The sequence below is a fragment of the Burkholderia sp. F1 genome, from assembly GCF_050813845.1.
Classification (GTDB): Bacteria; Pseudomonadota; Gammaproteobacteria; order Burkholderiales; family Burkholderiaceae; genus Burkholderia; species Burkholderia ubonensis.
The window spans coordinates 2,068,635-2,089,154 of the sequence record NZ_CP172422.1 but is presented as its reverse complement, the minus strand read 5'-3'; the positions used below and the strand labels follow the sequence as shown (position 1 = coordinate 2,089,154).

Below are 20,520 nucleotides of genomic sequence, written 5' to 3'. Positions count from 1 at the left end.
TTATTTTGGCGAAGAAATTCGAGTGATTATTTCTCCTTTGGATATCGCAACATTGACTGCCACTGAACGGTTCGCTATGGTAGACTCCGCTTTGAAACGATGCGATGAAGTTTTGTGAGTTGCATATGGTGTTGCCCCTTGACGGCGGTAGATATTTCCACGTAAAGGCATGGCGGCGTCTGGGTGCGTTATGAATCTGCAGTCGCGATGTCCTGTTGTCCGACTCCCTCCCAGCACTTCACTCGAAAAAATCGCATGACCGGTCTGTTTCGGGCCGGGCGCAGTGCTATGTCGTGTTGATTTTCAGCATGAGACAGGCTTTTCGATGGGTTGTGAAAATCTGCTTCCGGCAGGGCCTCGATGGCGTCGGAACGCCGCTGCACGGGCGTTTTGCGTCGTCGGGCATGGCTTCGCGCGGCGCCGGCATGCTGGCCGGCCGCATGAGCCGTCCGGAAAATAATAATAAATACCTATTTGCGTCGAGCAAAAAATTAAAACTGGCTTGAGCGGAAAAATTTCTGATTCCGGTAATTAACGGCGCACGTTCCGGTGGAGCGCGCTTCGTCCGGTGAAATGCGGTGCAAGTTGAACCATGCGGCAAACGTAAAAACGGGAAAACCTGGAGATACGCACGGGGGATGCATCGGTGGGTAAAGATAATGCTCGGCGCGCTGATTGCGACGGCGTCGCCGTGGTCGGAATGGCGGCGCGCCTTCCCGGGGCGAACGATTATGAGCAGTTCTGGGAAAACCTGAAGAACGTCGTGGATAGCGTGCGGGAGATTCCTCCGGGGCGTTGGGATGTCGAGCGCTATTATTCGCCGGTTTCGCAGGATCTGAACAAGTCCGTCAGCAAGTGGGGCGGCTTCATCGACGGCGTCGACTGGTTCGACCCGATGTTCTTCGGCATTTCCCCGCGGGAAGCGCGCGTGATGGATCCGCAGCAACGGATCCTGCTCGAACTGGCGTGGGCCTGTCTCGAAGATGCGGGACACGCGCAGGATGCGCTGCGCGGCAGCCGCACCGGCGTGTTCGTCGGCGTGATGAACTTCGATTACCGCGAGCGTCTGACCGATGCGATCGGCGCGATCGCCGGGCATATGTCGACGGGCGCCTACACGGCGCTGATCCCGAATCGCCTGTCCTATTACTTCGACTGGCATGGCCCCAGCGTGCCGATCGACACCGCCTGTTCGAGCTCGCTGGTGGCGCTGCATCACGCGGTGCGCGCGTTGCAGCTGGGCGAATGCGAGCAGGCGCTGGCGGGCGGCGTCAGCGTGCTTTGCAGTCCGACGCATTACGTGTCGTTCTCGAAAACGGGAATGCTGTCGCCGGACGGCCGGTGCCGCTCGTTCGACGAGCGCGCGAACGGTTACGTGCGCGGCGAGGGCGCGGGCCTGCTGCTGCTCAAGCCGCTGTCGCGCGCCCGCGCCGACGGCGACCGGATCCATGGCGTGATTCGCGGCACGGCCGTCAATCACGGCGGCAAGGTGCGCACAGTCACCTATCCGAATCCGGACGCGCAGGCCGACGTGATCGCGACCGCCCATGAGCGCGCGGGCGTGCCGCCCGACACCATCGGCTATATCGAGGCGCACGGCACCGGCACGCCGAAGGGCGATCCGATCGAGATCAGCGGGTTGAACGCGGCGTTCGCCCGTCTCGCCGCTCACTATGGTTGCCGGCTCGCGCCGCAATCGTGCGGCCTCGGCAGCCTGAAGGCCAATGTCGGCCATCTCGAACCGGTCGCGGGCGTCGCGGGCGTGATCAAGGTGCTGCTGGCGATGCGGCATCGGACCCTGCCGGGCCTCGCGCATTTCCAGCAGTTGAACCACCGCATCGATCTGTCGGCGGGGCCGCTCCATATCGTCGAGTCGACCCGGGACTGGCCCGCGTTGCGCGACGGTGACGGCCAGCCGCTGCCGCGCCGCGCGGGCGTCAGTTCGTTCGGCTTCGGGGGCGTGAACGCGCACGCGGTGATCGAGGAGTTCGTCGACGACGGCGCGGACCTGACGCCCCCCGACGCGGCGCGCGCCGGGCTGGGCGAGCTCGTCGTGTTGTCCGCGCGGACGTCCGAACGTTTGCGCGCGCAGGCGGCGCAACTGCTCGAATGGCTGAGCCGGCCGGCGCAGCAGGCGGTGGCGCTTGCGGACCTCGCGTATACCTTGCAGGTGGGGCGCTCGGCGATGGCGCACCGGCTGGCGCTGAGCGTGCATTCGCTCGACGAGCTGCGGCGCACGCTCGCGGCGTGGTGTGCCGGCGAGCACGGGCTCGATGGCGTGCATGCCGGCGAAGTCCGGGAGGATGACGGCGTGCTGGCCGCGCTCGGCGCGCAGGGCGGCGCGGGCCTCGTGGACGGACTCGTGGCGGGCGGTCAGCGCGCGAAGCTGCTGGAGCTCTGGACGCTGGGGCTCACGGTCGACTGGGGCCGCCTGTATGGCGCGCATCGTCCGCGACGGATCGGACTACCGACGTATCCGTTCGCGCGGGAAAGTCACTGGGTGGCCGCGCCCGGCGCGGCGGCATCCGGCGCGACCGGCGACGGCGCGCACGGTGCGGCCGATGCCGCCCGGCCGGAAGCGGCTTCCTCGTCCGCCGTGCCGGCGGGACCGGAGCGCGCGCCGCTGTATTTCGAGGAACATTGGGTCGAGCAGGCGCCGCCGCCCGCCGGCGGGCGCGAGATCAACACCGTGTTGTGCTTCGCGTCGCACGCGGCGACCCGGCGCGCGATCGCCGACCATTTCGGCGCGCTGGCGCGGCCGGTGCGGGTGGTGTTCGTGTCCGACGCCGCGACGGGACACACGCTCGACACGGAGCCGGTGACGCGCGACGATCCGGCCAGCTTCCGGGCCGCGTTCGAGCGGATCCAGGCCCGGCATGGCAAGGTCGACGCCGCGCTCTATCTGTGGGCGGTCGAGGACGCGCGCCATCTCGCCGACTGCACGCCGATCGTGTCGCTGCTCCAGGCGGCGGGCGCGACCCGGCTGATCGCCGGGCCGATCCTGCTGGCGGCGCAGGGTGACGCCGCCGGGCAGCGTTGCCACTGGGAATCCTGGCTCGGCTTCGAGCGGTCCGCCGGACAGGCGCTCGCCGGCACGCCGGTCGCGGCGCTCTACCGGGTCGCCGCGCGTCCGCCCGACGCGGCGGACCTCGCGGAGTGGGCGCGCACGCTGGACGCGGCGCTGCGCGCGGAGCACATCGAGAGCTGCGTGCACGAGGACGCGTCTCGCCAGGTCTGCCGCCTGCGAGCGGTCGATCCGGCGTCCGCCGCCGCCGCGCCGCCGTTGCGCCGGGGCGGCGTCTACCTGATTACCGGCGGGCTGGGCGGTCTCGGCCGCCATTTCGCCGACTACCTGCTGCGCCACTGGGCGGCGACCGTCGTGCTGGTCGGGCGCACACCCGTCGACGCGGCGCGGCAAGGTCTGCTCGACGCGCTGGCGGGACGGGGCGGCCAACTGCTGTACCTGCCCGCCGATGTGACCGACCACGAACAGATGGCCGCGTGCCTCGCCACGGTGAAGGCGCGCTTCGGCATCCTGAACGGCGTGTTCCATGCGGCGGGCGTGGAGTGCTGGGAGGGCCTGCAGACGATCCGCCGCGAGACCTTCGCGCGCGTGCTCGCGCCGAAGGTGGCGGGGACGCTGGTGCTCGATCAGCTGCTGCGCGACGAGCCGCTTGACGTGTTCTGTTCGTTCTCGTCGGTTGCGGCGATCGTCGGCGATTTCGGCGCCTGCGCGTACGCGGTCGGCAATCGCTTCCAGATGGCCCACGCGCGCGTGCGGCAGGCGCGGCGCGCGCCCGGCCGGACGCTGGCGATCAGCTGGCCGCTGTGGCGCGATGGCGGCATGCAGGTCGGGGACGCGCAGAGCACGCGCTTCTATCTGCAATCGACCGGGCAGCGTCTGCTGGAAACGGACGAAGGCATGACCGCGTTCGAGCGTCTGAGCGCGGGGACGGGGAGTCACGGGCTCGTGATGGTGGGCGAGCCGGAGCGGATCCGGCGTCTGCTCGGACTGGAGGCGAACGGCGAGCGGCCGGCCGCGGCCGCGCATGCCGTGGCCGAGGATGCGGGCGGCGCGCCGCCCGCCGACGACACGCCGCTGCAGTCGCGCGTCGAACAGGACCTGCTGCGCGTCGCGGGCGAATTGCTGCAAGTGGCGGCGGACCGTCTGGCGCTCGATCGCAACTTCGCCGACTTCGGCTTCGATTCGATCAACCTTGCGTCGTTTGCCACCATGCTGACCAGCCGCTATGGCGTCGAACTGCTGCCGGCGGTGTTTTTCAGTTATCCCACCCTGGAGCGGCTTGCGCAGTTCCTGGTCGAGCAGCACGGGCCGGCCCTGCATCTGTTCCATCGTCGCGCGGCGCACGCCGCACCGGATACGCCGCTCACACCGGACACCGCTCCCGCGTCTTCGTCGGCGCAGGTTGAAGCACCCGCCGACAGTCTGGCCGACGATGCAATCGCGGTGATCGGCATGAGCGCGCGCTGTGCGGGCGCGAGTGACATCGACGAGATGTGGCGCATCCTGTCCGAAGGCCGCAGCGCGGTGGCGGCGGTGCCGCCGGACCGCGAAGGCGGGTGGGCCGGGTTCGCGCCGCATGCCGGGTTCATGGCGCGGATCAGCACGTTCGACTCGCTGTTCTTCGAGATTTCGCCGCGCGAAGCCGACGACATGGATCCGCGTCAGCGCCTGCTGCTCGAAGAGACCTGGAAGGCGCTGGAAGACGCGGGCTATGGGCCGGCGCAACTGGCGGCGGGAAGCGTGGGCGTGTTCGCAGGCGTCGAAGCGGGCGACTATGACCGGCTCGCGCGCGCGCCGGAGGACGGCGACGCGCCCATCACGTCGAATCACAACGGCATCCTGGCCGGCCGGCTCGCGTACTTCCTGAACCTGGAGGGACCGGCGCTGGCGGTGAACACCGCCTGCTCGTCGGGGCTGGTGGTGTTTCATCAGGCTTGCCAGAGCCTGCGCGCCGGCGAGTGCGACACCGCGATCGTCGCGTCCGCCAACCTGTTGATCACGCCGCGCGGACATCGGCAGATGGACGACGCGGGCATGCTGTCGCCCGGCGGCCGGTGTCGCGCGTTCGACGCGGACGCGGACGGCATGGTGCCGGGCGAGGCCGTGGTCGCGCTGGTGCTGAAGCGCGCGGCGTACGCGCGGCGGGACGGTGATCGCCTGCTGGCGCTGGTCGCCGGCAGCGGCATCAATGCGGATGGCCGGACCAACGGCATCACCGCGCCGAACGGCGCGGCGCAGGCTCGCCTGATCGAATCGATTTACCGGCGGCACCGGATCGACCCCGCGCAGCTCGACTGGGTGGTCGCGCATGGCACGGGCACGAAGCTGGGCGACCCGGTGGAGGTCAATGCGCTGAGCGACGCGTTCCGCCGCTTCACCGCGCGCACGGGGTTCTGCGCGCTGAGCTCGATCAAGCCGAATTTCGGCCATGCGCTGGCGGCGTCCGGCCTGTTGAGCGTGGTCGCGCTGATCGAGGCGATGCGGCGCGGGACGATTCCCGCCAGCCTGAACTGGGCGCAGCCGAATCCGTATATCGCGTGGCGCGACGCGCCGTTCTTCGTCAACGCCGCGAACCGCCCCTGGCCGCGTCGCCGCGCGGGCGCGCGCATGGGTGCGGTCAGCGCGTTCGGGATGAGCGGCACCAATGCGCATGTCGTGCTGCGCGAGTGCGTCGCGCAAGAGGACGCGCACGGCAACGCGCGCGCGCCGGCGGCGCAGCCGGCCTATCTGTTCGTGCTGTCGGCGAAGACCGAGAAGGCGCTGCGCGAGCGGCGCGCCGATCTTGCGCGGTATTTCGAATCCCGCGAGGGTGGCGGCGATCTGGCCGACCTCGCCTATACCTTGCTCGACCGGCGGCATCATTTCGCGTATCGCCGCGCGGTGGTCGCCGGCAGCGCGGCGGAAGCCGCGTTGCTGCTGCGACAGGACGAATCGGGCTGCCAGCAGAAGGTCGCGCGCGATTTCAGGCCGCAGGCGGCGGAGCAGCGGCGGGTCGATGCGTTGCTGGACGCGTGCGCGTCCCTCGGCGGCGACGCGGCGCGCTGGCGCGCGGTGCTCGCCGAGCTCGCCGACCTGTATTGCCGGGGGTATGCGCCACCCGCCGCGCGCGTGCTGAGCGGCGCGCGGCCGAGGTTGACGAGCCTGCCGTCGTACCCGTTCGCGCCGGTTCGGCACTGGGTCCGCGCGGCGGATGCGGATGCCGCGATGCCCACGCGGGATGTCGTGGCGATTCACGCTGCGCCGGATGACGCGCGCATTCCCGCTGCCGCATCCGCAGCGACGGTTGAACCCGATGCGATGCTTGCACGCGCAACCGATGCCGGCGTCGAGCGCGTCGGCGAGACCGTGCTGCTGGCGCCGGTCTGGGATCGCGTCGAGCCGCGCGTTGGCGCGCTCGCCGCGCAGGGCGGCCGCGTGCTGGCGGTCGGCCTGTCCGATGCGGCGTGGCAGGCCGCGCGCACGATCGACCCACGGGCGGTGTGCGTGCCGCCCGACGCAATCGACAGCGAAGCCGTGCTGATGCGCGTGCTGGACGCACCGGGGCCGATTGATCAGGTGATCTGGCAGGCGCCGCCCGTCGATGCGGCACCGAACGGGCAGGCGTCCGCCGCCGACGAGCGCGGCCTGCTCGCCTGTTTCCGTCTGATCCAGGCGCTGCTGGCGCGGGGCTACGGCGCGCGCGCGCTGGGATTCACGGCGCTGACGGTCCGCGCGCAGTCGATTGGCGCGGGCGACCCGGTCGACGCGGCGCAGGCCGGCGTACACGGCCTGATCGGCTCGCTCGCCAAGGAGCGCCCGAACTGGAAGATCCGGCTGGTCGACCTGCCCGCGCCCGATGCCGTGCCGCTCGCCGACCTGCTGGCGCTGCCGGCCGACCGGCGCGGCCATGCGTGGGTCCACCGGTACGGCGAATGGTATCGGCGGCATCTGGCGCCGGTCCGGCCGGGCGCGAGCGGGACGGCCCCGTACCGGCGGCGCGGCGTGTACATCGTGATCGGCGGCGCGGGCGACATCGGCGCGGCCTGGAGCGAGTATCTGGTGCGCCGCTACGACGCGCGCATCGTGTGGGTGGGACGGCGCGAGCCGGACGCGGATCTCGAAGCGCGCCGGGCCCGTCTGGCGGCCCTCGGCGAGCCGCCGCTGTACCTGCGCGCCGATGCGGGCCGGCCCGACACGTTGCAGGCGGTGCGCCGCGCCGTGCTCGAACGCCACGGCGAGATCCACGGCGTCGTGCACGCGGCGATGGTGTTCGGCAATCAGGCGCTGGCCGGCATGACGGAGGCGCAGTTCCTCGCCGTGCTGCGCGCCAAGACCGAGACCAGCGTGAGCCTGATGCGCGCGTTCGGCGCGGACGCGCTCGATTTCCTGCTGCTGTTCTCGTCGATGATTTCCCTGATCAAGAACCCGCTGCAGGCGCATTACGCGGCCGGCTGCACGTTCAAGGACGCGTTCGCGCAGCAACTGGCCCGGCACGTGTCGTTCCCGGTCAAGGTGGTCAACTGGGGCTACTGGGCGCAGCACAAGAACGCGGGCGCGGAGGTGCGCGTGCTCACGGAGCTGGGCCTCGGCCTGATCGAACCGGACGACGGCATGGCGGCGCTCGACGTATTGCTGGGCGCGTCGTTGAACCAGCTGGGCGTGATGCGTCTGGCGAAGGACCTGGAGATAGAGGGCATGGATGCGCGCGAAACCATCGAGCTCTATCCGCCCGTCGCGGCGCTCGACGCCGTCGACTGACCCGAATTCCGGCCGGCGGCGCAGCGCGTCCCGGCCGGCCTCGGCCGCCGCGTGCGGCCCCGCCTGAAACCGCTAGCAAACAAGACCCATGGAACCTGTACAAGAGGATAGGGATGGCCTGCTCGTGCAACTGCTGTACGGTCAGTTGCAATCGATGGGCTGGTTGCCGGACGAGGCCACGCCGATCCGCCGGCTGCGCGACGCGATGCCGCTGCGCGACACGCACGGCCGCTGGCTGGAGGAAAGCCTGCGGATCCTGACGCGCGCGGGCCGGGTCGCGTTCGACGGCGACACGTGCCGCGCGCTCGCGGGCCGGGCCGACCTGGACGCGGCGTGGCGTGCGTGGGAGGGGCATGCGCGGGCGTCGCGGCACGACGATGCCGCGCGTCATGCGCTCGCGCTCGTCGACGCCACGCTGCGCGCGCTGCCCGAGATCCTGGGCGGCCGCCGGCTCGCGACCGACGTCGTGTTTCCCGACGGCTCGATGGCGCTGGTCGAACACGTCTATCGCGACAATCCGGTCTCGGATCATTTCAACGAGGCGCTGGCCGATTGCGTCGACACGTATCTGGACGCGCGGCTGCGCGACGCGCCCGGCGCGGCGGTGCGCATTCTCGAAATCGGCGCGGGGACGGGCGGCACGAGCGTGTCGGTGTTCCGGCGCCTGCGGCGCTTCGCGGGGCAGGTGGCCGAGTACTGCTATACCGATCTGTCGAAGGCTTTCCTGTTCCATGCCGAGCAGGCGTACGGCCCCGCGCATCCGTACCTGACGTACCGGACGCTGGACATCGGCGAGCCGCTCGCCGCGCAGGGCATCGCGCTCGCCCGCTACGATCTGGTGATCGCGACCAACGTGCTGCACGCGACCCCGGATGTGCGTCGCAGCGTGCGCAACGTGAAGGCCGCGCTGCGCCCGGACGGACTGCTGCTGCTCAACGAACTGAGCGACAAGCGGCTGTACTCGCATCTGACCTTCGGCCTGCTCGACGGCTGGTGGCTTTACGAGGATCCGGCGCTGCGCATCGAGGGATCGCCGGTGCTCGCGCCCGACACCTGGCGCTTCGTGCTCGAGCAGGAGGGGTTCCGCGCGGTGCGCTTCCCCGCGCGCGATGCGCAGGCGCTGGGGCAGCAGATCGTGGTCGCGGCGAGCGACGGCGTGATTCGCCAGACGCGCGCGGCGCGCGGCGCGGTGGCGCCGGCCGTGCGCGCCGTCGGGCGGCCGGCATCGGAGCCGGTGCGGGTTCCGGCGGCGGCGGCGTCCGCGCCGTCGGCGCAGGCGGAGGCAACGCAGACGCCCGACGCGCTGCGCGACACCGTCGCGGCGAGCGTGGGCGCGGTGTTGCGCATCGATGCCGCCGAGATCGATCGGGACCAGCCGTTTTCCGACTACGGACTGGATTCGATCCTCGGCGTGACGCTGGTGCGACGCCTGAACGAGCAATTCGGGATCCATCTGAACTCGACCAGCGTATTCGATTACTGCACGGTCAACGCGCTCGCGCGTCATGCGCATGCGTTGCGCGGCACGCCGGCGCGCGACGCGGCGGCGTCCGTCGCCGCGCGTCCGGCGCAGGCACCGGCGCCGGCGCAGGGCGGCGGACTGGCGCTGGAGGAAATCAGGGCAGTGGTGCTCGACTGCCTGTCGACGGTATTGCGGGTTCGTGCCGACGACATCGACATCGACGAACCGTTTTCCGACTACGGGCTGGATTCGATCCTCGGCGTCAACTTCGTGCGCCTGCTCAACGAACGGCTGGCGGCCGGCCTGTCCACCACGAGCATCTTCGACTACAGCTCGGTGCGCGGCATCGCGGCGCATCTCGTCGGCCTGCGGACGACGGACTCCGCGCCCGCGCAGGTGCCGCCCGAGACGGCCGATCATGCCGCCGGGCCGGACCGCATCGGGGCCGCGCCGGGCCGCGAGCCGATCGCGGTGATCGGCATGAGCGGCCGCTACGCGAAGTCGCGCAACCTCGACGCGCTGTGGCGGCACCTGGAGAACGGGGTCAACCTCGTGGAGGACGTGACGCGCTGGGACCTGTCGCGCCACCTGGAAGGGAGCGCGAATTGCGAGCGCGGCAGCTTTCTCGACACGATCGACGAATTCGATCCGCTGTTCTTCAACATCTCGGGCATCGAGGCGACCTACATGGATCCGCAGCAGCGGATCTTTCTGGAAGAAGCGTGGACCGCGCTCGAAGACGCGGGCCATGCGGGCGCGTCGATGGCGGGGCGGCGCTGCGGCGTGTATGTGGGCTGCGGCGACGTCGACTACACCAGCCTGCTTCCCGACGCGCCGCCCGCGCATGCGATGTGGGGCACCGCGACGTCCATCATCCCGGCCCGGATTGCGTATTACCTGAACCTGCAGGGCCCGGCGATCGCGATCGATACCGCGTGCTCCAGTTCGCTCGTGGCGACGCATCTGGCCTGCCAGGCGCTGTGGAACGGCGAAACCGAACTCGCGCTGGCGGGCGGCGTGTTCCTTATGTGCACGCCGAACGTGTACAAGATCGCCAACCGGGCGGCGATGCTGTCGCCGACGGGCCAGTGCTTCACCTTCGACGATCGCGCCGACGGCTTCGTGCCGGGCGAGGGGGTGGGCGTCGTGGTGCTGAAGCGGCTGTCCGATGCGCTCGCCGACGGCGACACGATTCACGGCGTGATTCGCGGCAGCGGCATCAACCAGGACGGGACCACGAACGGCATCACCGCGCCCAGCGCGCTGTCGCAGGAGCGGCTGGAACGGCAGGTCTACGACACCTTCGGGATCGATCCCGAGGGCATCCAGATGGTGGAAGCGCATGGCACCGGCACCCGGCTGGGCGATCCGATCGAGTACCAGGCGCTGACCCAGGCGTTCCGGGCCTATACCGACAAGCGCGCGTATTGCGCGATCGGCTCGATCAAGACCAACCTCGGGCACACCACGGCCGCGGCCGGCGTGACCGGGCTGCTGAAGATCCTGCTGGCGCTGCGGCACCGGAAGATTCCGGCGTCGCTGAACTATGCGTCCGGCAATACGCATATCGAATTCGCCGACAGCCCGTTCTTCGTCAATACGAGCCTGCGGGCGTGGCAGGTCGACGCGGGCGAGAAGCGCCGCGCGGCGCTGAGCTCGTTCGGCTTCAGCGGCACCAATGCCCATCTCGTCGTGGAGGAAGCGCCGGCGGTCGAGATCGTACCGAGTGAGCGGCCCGGCTATCTGATCGTGTTGTCCGCCAAGTCCGACGAGCAGCTGCGGGCGCTGGTGGGCAGCATGCGCGACGACTGCGCGGCGCGAGCCGGCCTGCATGGCGCGAACCTGAGTTTCACGCTGCTGCTCGGCCGCCAGCACTTCAGCCGGCGCTGGGCCTGCGTGGCGCGCAGCAGCGAGGAGTTCACGGCGCTGGCCACGGCGTGGCTGGAGCAGGGGCGTTCGTCGCGCGTGTATACCGGGCGCGTCAATGAGAAGCATCCGCCCGAGCAGCCGGCATTGCAGCGCTACGGCAACCAGTGTCTCGCGCAATGCCGGGACGCGGCGACGCCCGAGCGCTATCTGGAGGAGCTGCACGCGGTCGCGGATCTGTATGTGCAGGGGTATGCGCTCGATTACGCGCTGCTGTTCGCCGGCGAGCGGCATCAGCGGCTGTCGCTGCCGACCTATCCGTTCGCGCGGGAGCGCTACTGGGTGCCCGCGTCCGCCGCGCAGCCGACCGTGGCGCGCGCCGGGCTGCATCCGCTGGTTCAGCGCAATACGTCCGATTTCTCGGTGCAGCGCTATAGCGCCCGTTTCAATGGCGCGGAGTTTTTTCTGGCGGATCACGTCGTGCGCGGCCGGAACATGTTGCCGGCCGTCGCGTATCTGGAAATGGCGCGGGAGGCGGCCTGTCTGGCCGACGGCGCGCATGCGGGCCCCGTGCGGCTGAGCCATGTCGTGTGGGCGCGGCCGATCGTGGTGAATGACGCGCCGGTCGACGTGCATGTCGAACTCGTGCCTCAGGACGACGGCGGCATCGTGTATCGGATCGGCGGCGACGCGGACGGTGACACGCAGGTGCATGGCGAAGGGCGTGTGCTGCTCGGAGACGCCGGCTCGATCGCCGGTGACACGCTGGATCTGCACGCGCTCCGGCAGGTGTGCGCGGCGCCGTTGCCGGCGGCGCAGTGTTATGCGCTGTATCGGCGCATGGGCGTGGACTATGGCCGCGCGCATCAGGCGATCGAGTGCCTGTATGTGGGTGAGCGGCAGGTGCTGGGGCGGTTGGTGCTGCCGGAGTCCGTGGCCGGGACGCGCGAGCAGTACGTGCTGCACCCGAGCGTGATGGATGGGGCGTTGCAGTCGGTGGCGGGGCTGTTGCGCGAGGAATGGGAAGAGACAGGGCGTTCGTCGTTGCCGTTTGCGGTGGAGCATGTGGACGTGCTGGCCGGGTGCGTCGAGCGGATGTGGGTGTGGGCACGCTTCAGCGCGGGGAGCGGACCGGAAGCACGGGTACGGAAATTCGACCTCGACGTGTGTGACGACGCGGGACGGGTGTGCGTGCGCTTGCGCGGGTTTGCGACAAGAGTGATGGAAGAGGCGGTCGAGCCTGTGCCGACTGTCGCTGAAACGGAAACGTTGCTGCTGCATCCGGTGTGGGAAGCGGTGCGTGCTGATGCGCATGCGCCTGCTTACAGCGAGCATCTGGTGTTGCTCGTCGGCGGGCAAACGGATGTGGCGGCGTTGTCGTCGCAAGTGAATGCGCGCTGCGAGACCTTGTCCGGGAATTACGCATCGCAGGCGGAAGCCTTGCTGACGCATGTTCAATCGCTGCTGCGCGCGAAGCATGCGGGTCCGGTGCTGATACAGGTGGTCGTGCCAGCCTTTGGGGTGGAACAGGTATCGGCGGGATTGTCGGGCTTGCTGAGGAGCGCGAAGCTCGAGCAGCCGAAGCTGATCGGGCAATTGATCGAGGTGGATCGCGAGGAAGATGCGACCCAACTGGCGATCAAGCTGAAGGAATGCGGCGCGACGCCGGACGATATGCAGATCCGCTATGCCGAAGGCGAACGACAAGTCTTGCGCTGGCGTGAGGTGACGGAAGCCGAGCCGTCGGTGCCGTGGAAGGCGGGCGGGGTTTATCTGATCACGGGCGGGCTAGGTGGCCTGGGACGGATCTTCGCGGACGAGATCGCTTCGCGCGCACCGGGCGCAACGCTGGTGCTGAGCGGCCGCCGCGCGCTTGACGCATCAGGACGCGAGCAGTTGTGCGCACTGGAAGCCCGAGGCGCGACCGTGGAATACCGCGAACTGGACGTATCGAACCGGGACGCGGTGCGGCAAGCGGTGCTGGAGATTCAGGAGTCGCACGCGGGCCTGAGCGGAATCGTGCATGCGGCAGGCGTGTTGCGTGACGGGCTGCTGATGCACAAAACCGCTGCGTCACTGCACGAAGTCTTGAGCCCGAAGGTCGCGGGCTTGATGAACCTGGACGAAGCGAGCCGCGAGATCGAACTGGATTGCTTCCTTTGCTTCTCGTCGCTGACGGCGGTTCGAGGCAACGTGGGCCAGACGGACTATGCGGCGGCGAACGGATTCATGGATGCCTTCGCGGCATACCGCAACAGTCAGGTGGCGATGGGCCGCCGCCATGGCCGGACGCTGTCGTTGAACTGGCCGTTGTGGCGTGACGGCGGGATGCGGGTGGATGAATCCGTGGAGCGCGCGCTGAGCGACGCCACCGGCATGGTGGCGATGTCGAACGCGGATGGCGTCGATGCCTTGTACCGCGCATGGAGCAGCGGCTTCGATCAGGTGATGGCGGCGGCGGGCCATGCGGCCCGGATCCTGTCGGTATTGACCGGGCCGGCCGTGACGGCGACACCCGGGGAAGCACCGGCAGTGGCCGTTGCTCCGGAGGCGGTGATGGACCTCTCCGGAAAGACGGCGCGCTACCTGTGCACGTTATGCGCCGGCGTGCTGCATTTGCCGCCGGAAAAAATCGAAGTCGATGCGCCGCTGGAAAAATACGGCATCGACTCGATCCTCGTGATGAGCCTGACCACGGAACTGGAGCGGATCTTCGGTCCGTTGTCGAAGACCTTGTTCTTCGAGTATCAGACGTTGCAGGAACTGGCCGGATATTTTGTCGCGCACCACGCGGGACGGCTGGCGTCCTTGCTGGGAACGGCGGCCACGCCGGCGCCCGCATCCGCGCCGGAAGCCGGCGTCGCGGCGATGCCGGCGCGCCGTCCGGCCAATCGCCTCGGCGCGGCCCGCGCGGCGCGGCCGGCCGCGCCGGTATCGCGGGACGAGATCGCGATCATCGGCGTCGCCGGCCGCTATCCGCAGGCCGACGATCTCGCCGCGTTCTGGGAAAACCTGCGCGGCGGCATCGACAGCATTGTCGAAGTGCCGTCCGATCGCTGGGACCACAGCCTGTACTTCGATCCGGACAAGGAGCGCGCCGGCAAGACCTATGCGAAGTGGGGCGGTTTCATCGACGGCGTGGACGAATTCGATTCGCGCTTCTTCAACATGGCGCCGAGCGAGGCCGAACGCATCGACCCGCAGGAACGCCTGTTCCTGCAGTGCGCGTATGCGGCGCTGGAGGACGCGGGCTATACCCGGGAAGCGCTGGCGCAATGCCGGGCATCGGGGATGCCGGGCAATGTCGGCGTGTATGTCGGCGTGATGTACGAGGAATACCAGCTGTATGCCGCGCAACAGCAGTTGCTCGGGCACGGGACGACCGTCATGTGCAGCCCGTCGTCAATCGCGAACCGCGTGTCGTATTTCCTGAACCTGCATGGTCCGAGTCTGGCGGTCGACACGATGTGCTCGTCGTCGCTGACGACGGTGCATCTGGCCTGCGACGCGTTGAGACGCGGCGACTGCGAAATGGCGATCGCCGGCGGCGTGAATGTGTCGATCCATCCGAACAAATACCTGGTGCTGGCGAACGGCAAGTTCGCGTCGAGCAAGGGCCTGTGCGAGAGCTTCGGCAGCGGCGGGGATGGCTACGTGCCGGGCGAGGGCGTCGGGGCCGTGATCCTGAAGCCGCTCGCGCAGGCGATCGCTGACGGCGACAACATTCATGGCGTGATCCGGGCGACCAGCATCAACCACGGAGGCAAGACCAACGGCTATTCGGTGCCGAACCCGGTGGCACAGGCGAACGTCATTGCGCGCGCGCTCAAGGCGGCCGCGATCCATCCGCGCGCGATCAGCTATATCGAGGCGCACGGCACGGGCACGTCGCTTGGCGATCCGATCGAGATCACCGGTCTGGGCAAGGCGTTCGACGAGGCGGCGAATGCCTTGGGCGCGGGGATGTCGGAGCGGCAGTATTGCGCGCTGGGTTCGGTGAAGTCGAACATCGGGCACGCGGAGAGCGCGGCGGGGATCGCGGGGCTGACGAAGGTGCTGTTGCAGATGCGCCATGGCCAACTGGCGCCGAGCCTGCACGCGCGGACGCTGAATCCGAACATCGTGTTCGAGGACACGCCGTTCGTCGTGCAGCAGGAGTTGGCGGAATGGAAGCGCCCGGTGCTGGATCTCGATGGGGAGCGTCGCGAGTATCCGCGGATCGCGGGAATCTCGTCGTTCGGCGCGGGCGGTGCGAATGCGCATGTGATCGTCGAGGAATACCGGCCATCGGAAGACGTCCCGCCGTATCGCCAGCCTGACGGACAGCCGGCGCTGGTGGTGCTGTCGGCGCGCAACGGTGAGCGTTTGCGGGAGCGTGTGCGTCAGTTGGCGGAGGCACTGGAACAGGGCTTGGTTTCCGATGCGAACCTTGTCGACGCGGCCTACACGCTGCAAGTGGGCCGCGAGGCGATGGACGAGAGGCTGGCCGTGCTGGCTGGTTCCGCGCAAGAACTGGCCGACAAGCTGCGCGGGGTACTGGCTGGCGATACGCGGGTCGATGGCGTATATCGCGGCGAGGTCCGGAAGCATCGCGAGGAACTGTCGTTGCTGGCGTCGGACGAGGACCTGTCCGATGTGGTGAGCGGGTGGCTGGCGAAGGGCAAGCACGGCAAGCTGCTGGAACTGTGGGTCAAGGGATTCGCGGTGGAGTGGGCGCGGTTGTATGGCGAACACAAGCCGAGCCGGATCAGCCTGCCGACCTATCCGTTCGCGAAGGAGCGCTGCTGGCTGCCGGAGGTGGCGATGGCGGCGGCGGATACGGTGCGCGCGGTCGCGGGTTTGCATCCGTTGGTGCAGCGGAATACGTCGGATCTGGACGGACTGCGGTACAGCACGGTATTCGACGGCGAGGCGTTTTTCCTGTCGGACCATCAGGTGCAGGGGCGGAAGGTGCTGCCGGGCGTGGCGTATCTGGAGATGGTGCGCGCGGCACTGGGGCTGGCGGATGGCGGCGATGCGATGACGCTCGGCGTGAGGCTGAGTCATGTGGTGTGGAGCAGGCCGCTGGTGGTGGAAGGCGGGGCGGTGCAAGCGCATCTGGGTTTGTATCCGGAGGAAGACGGGACACTGGCGTATGAGGTGTATGGAGAGGATCCGTCGGGACAGGTGACGTACAGCCAGGGTCGGGTCGAACGGATAGAAGCAGGCGAGCCGGAGCGGGTGGATGTAGAGGCGCTGCGCGCGCAATGCGGCGGCGAGGCGTGGTCGGCTGACGCGTGCTATGCGCGCTTCTCGGGGCGAGGCTTGCAATACGGTGCCGCGCATCAGGCGATCGAGTGCCTGTATGTGGGTGAGCGGCAGGTGCTGGGGCGGTTGGTGCTGCCGTCGGCGGTGGCCGGGACGCGCGAGCAGTACGTGCTGCATCCGAGCGTGATGGATGGGGCGCTGCAGTCGGTGGCGGGGCTGTTGCGCGAGGAGTGGGAAGAGACGGGGCGTTCGTCGTTGCCGTTTGCGGTGGATCACGTGGACGTGCTGGCCGGGTGCGTCGAGCGGATGTGGGTGTGGGCGCGGTTCAGCGCGGGGAGCGGACCGGAAGCGCGGGTACGGAAATTCGACCTCGATGTGTGTGACGACGAGGGACGGGTGTGTGTGCGCTTGCGTGGGTTTGCGACAAGAGTGATGGAAGAGGCGGTCGAGCCAGTGCCGACTGTCGCTGAAACGGAAACGTTGCTGCTGCATCCGGTGTGGGAGACGGCGCGCGTGGCCGCAAGTACAGAGGCGCCTGCTTATAGCGAGCATCTGGTGCTGCTCGTGGGCGAACAAACGGATGTGGCGGCGTTGTCGTCGCAAGTGAACGCACGGTGCGAGACCTTGTCCGGAGATTACGCATCGCAGGCGGAAGCCCTGCTGACGCATGTTCAATCGCTGCTGCGCGCGAAGCATGCCGGTCCGGTGCTGATACAGGTGGTCGTGCCGGCCTTTGGGGCGGAACAGGTATCGGCGGGATTGTCGGGCTTGCTGAGGAGCGCGAAGCTCGAGCAGCCGAAGCTGATCGGGCAATTGATCGAGGTGGATCGCGAGGAAGATGCGGCCCAACTGGCGATCAAGCTGAAGGAAAACCGCGCGACGCCGGACGATACACAGATTCGCTATGCCGAGGGCGAACGGCAAGTCCTGCGCTGGCGTGAGGTGACGGAAGCCGAGCCGTCGGTGCCGTGGAAGGCGGGCGGGGTTTATCTGATCACGGGCGGGCTAGGTGGTCTGGGCCGCATCTTCGCGGACGAGATCGCTTCGCGCGCACCGGGCGCTACGCTGGTGCTGAGCGGCCGCCGCGCGCTTGACGCATCAGGACGCGAGCAGTTGCGCGCACTGGAAGCCCGAGGCGCGACCGTGGAATACCGCGAACTGGACGTATCGAACCGGGACGCGGTGCGGCAAGCGGTGCTGGAGATTCAGGAGTCGCACGCGGGCCTGAGCGGAATCGTGCATGCGGCAGGCGTGTTGCGTGACGGGCTGCTGATGCACAAAACCGCAGCGTCGCTGCACGAAGTCTTGAGCCCGAAGGTCGCGGGCCTGATGAACCTGGACGAAGCGAGCCGCGAGATCGAACTGGATTGCTTTCTCTGTTTCTCGTCGCTGACGGCGGTCTGGGGTAACGCGGGCCAGACGGACTATGCAGCAGCGAACGGATTCATGGATGCCTTCGCGGCATACCGCAACAGCCAGGTGGCGATGGGCCGCCGCCATGGCCGGACGCTGTCGTTGAACTGGCCGTTGTGGCGTGACGGCGGGATGCGGGTGGATGAATCCGTGGAGCGCGCGCTGAGCGACGCCACCGGCATGGTGGCGATGTCGAACGCGGATGGCATCGATGCCCTGTACCGCGCATGGAGCAGCGGCTTCGATCAGGTCGCGACGGCGCAGGGAGAGCGCACGCGCATCAGCCGGCTCTTCGGCCTCGACGTCCCGGCCCCTGCCGCGACCGGCCACGCATCCGACACACCGGTGCCGGCGCGAGACGCCCTGGTCGACACCGGCAGCTTGCGCGACAAGATCCGCCAGCTGTTGAGCCAGTCGATATCGTCATTGCTGAAGGTCCGCCTGGAAGACATCGACCCGGATGCCGAATTCAACGACTACGGCTTCGAGTCGGTTAGCCTGACCCAGTTCGGCAATCGCCTGAATCAGGAATGCGGAACGCGCATCGCGCCGACGCTGTTCTTCGAATATCCGACGCTGAACAGCTTCGCCGACCACCTGGCCGATGCTTACCAGCCGCTGTTCGCCGAGCGCTTCAGCGCGCCCGCCGGGGCGACGCCCGACGTGTCCCGTGCGGAAACCCCCGCGGCATCCGCCGCGCCCGCCACATCCGGCAGGGCGTCCGCCCTCCGGCCGCGCCGCGCCGTCGAGCGTCCGCGCGCCGGCGCGCCGGCCGCCCGCGAGCCGATCGCGATCATCGGCGTCAGCTGCCGCTTCCCGCAGGCGGCCGATCTCGACGCGTTCTGGCGCAATCTGTCCAGCGGTCGCGACTGCATCACCGAAGTCCCCGCCGACCGCTGGGACTGGCAGGCGATCTACGGCGATCCGATGGTCGAGGAAAACCGGACCAACGCGAAGTGGGGCGGCTTCATCGACGGCATGGGTGATTTCGATCCGCTGTTCTTCGGCATCTCGCCCAAGGAAGCCGAACTGATGGACCCGCAGCAGCGTCTGCTGATGATGCACGTGTGGAACACGCTGGAGGACGCCGGTTATGCGGCGGCCGGGCTGGCGGGCAGTCAGACGGCGCTCTTCGCGGGAACCTACGGCACCGGCTACGGCGATCTGATCAAGCGGGCGCAGGTGGCGATCGACGGCTATTCGTCCACCGGCACCGTGCCATCGGTGGGGCCGAACCGGATGAGCTATTTCCTCGACTTCCACGGCCCGAGCGAGCCGGTGGAAACCGCCTGCTCCAGTTCGCTGGTGGCGATCCACCGCGGCGTGCAGGCGATCGAGAACGGCGAATGCGAACTGGCGATCGTCGGCGGCGTCAACACGGTGCCGACGCCCGATGCGACGATCAGCTTCAGCCGGGCCGGCATGCTGAGCGCGGACGGCCGCTGCAAGACCTTCTCCGAGCAGGCGAACGGCTACGTGCGCGGCGAGGGCGTCGGCATGCTGCTGCTCAAGCGCCTGAGCGCGGCGGAGCGCGACGGCGATCATATCTATGGCCTGATTCGCGGCACCGCGGAGAACCACGGCGGCAAGGCCAACTCGCTGACCGCGCCGAATCCGCATGCGCAGGCGGCGCTGATCAAGACCGCGATCCGCCGGGCCGGCGTGGACCCCGCGACCATCGGCTATATCGAGGCGCACGGCACCGGCACGCCGCTGGGCGATCCGATCGAGATCAACGGCCTGAAGATGGCGTTCCGCGACCTGAACGCGGCAGCCGGCCGTCCGGATGCGACGGACGCGCACTGCGGGATTGGTTCGGTGAAGACCAACATCGGCCACCTCGAGCTGGCGGCGGGGGTGGCGGGCGTGATCAAGGTGCTGTTGCAGATGCGGCATCGGACACTCGCGCCCAGCCTGCATTGCGAGCACCTCAATCCCTATGTCGAGCTCGACGGCAGCCCGTTCTACGTGGTGCGCGAGGCGCGCGAGTGGCTGCCGGCTCACGACGCGGCGGGCCGGCCGTTGCCGAGGCGCGCGGGGGTGTCGTCGTTCGGCTTCGGTGGCGTGAACGCCCATGTGGTGCTGGAGGAATACGTGCCGCGCGCGGCGGCGGCGCGTCCGGCCGTGGCGGGCGGTGCGCACCCCGCGCTGATCGTGTTGTCCGCGCGGAATGCCGAGCGCCTGCAGGCGCGCGTGCACCAGCTGCTCGACGCGGTGCGCCGGGGCGTGGTGAGCGACCACAACCTGGCCGACGTCGCCTACACCCTGCAGGTTGGCCGCGATGCAATGGCGCAGCGTCTCGCGTTCGTCGCGCCTTCGGCCGGGCAACTCGCCGCCACGCTGGAAGCGATCGCGTCCGGTCGGCCCGCGATCGACGGCGTATGGCGGGCGGAAGTTCGCCGGCAGAACGACGAGCTGTCGGTCTTCAGCGTCGACGAAGACCTGGACCGGGCGCTCGATGCGTGGCTCGCCAAGGGCAAGTATCACAAGCTGCTGGAACTGTGGGTCAAGGGGCTCGCGTTCGACTGGCGCCGTCTGTACGGCGAGCGCCAGCCGAACCGGATCAGCCTGCCGGCCTATCCGTTCGCGCAGGAGCGCTACTGGATCGAGGCGCCGGCCACATCGGCGCCGCCGCCGGCCGCGCCTCGCGAACATTTCGACGACGCGCTGCTCGGCCGTTTGCTGGACGGGTTGCTGGACGACTCGGTCAGCGTCGATACGGCCGTGCGGCAAGCCAGACGCACGATGTTGTCGTGACCAACAGGAATCG

The 20,520-nt window shown here is 68.7% G+C and carries 3 protein-coding genes; all 3 read left to right on the top strand.

Annotation, left to right across the window (positions count from 1 at the left end; translation table 11 throughout):
• Nucleotides 1-215 precede the first annotated feature (215 nt).
• The 3 genes from ACFIMZ_RS28045 (at nt 216) to ACFIMZ_RS28035 (ending at nt 20,507) form a co-directional block, all read left to right on the top strand.
• Nucleotides 216-506 carry a hypothetical protein gene (locus ACFIMZ_RS28045; protein WP_431822729.1) on the top strand — a complete coding sequence of 97 codons (291 nt, stop codon included), beginning with the start codon at nt 216-218 and terminating at the stop codon, nt 504-506.
• A 194-nt stretch (nt 507-700) separates the two neighbouring features.
• On the top strand, nt 701-7,762 hold the full coding sequence (locus ACFIMZ_RS28040) for an SDR family NAD(P)-dependent oxidoreductase (RefSeq protein WP_431822728.1): 7,062 nt from the start codon (nt 701-703) through the stop codon (nt 7,760-7,762).
• 88 nt (nt 7,763-7,850) lie between these two features.
• Nucleotides 7,851-20,507 (top strand): SDR family NAD(P)-dependent oxidoreductase, encoded by a 12,657-nt coding sequence (locus ACFIMZ_RS28035; RefSeq protein WP_431822727.1) that lies wholly within the window; start codon nt 7,851-7,853, stop codon nt 20,505-20,507.
• Nucleotides 20,508-20,520 lie beyond the last annotated feature (13 nt).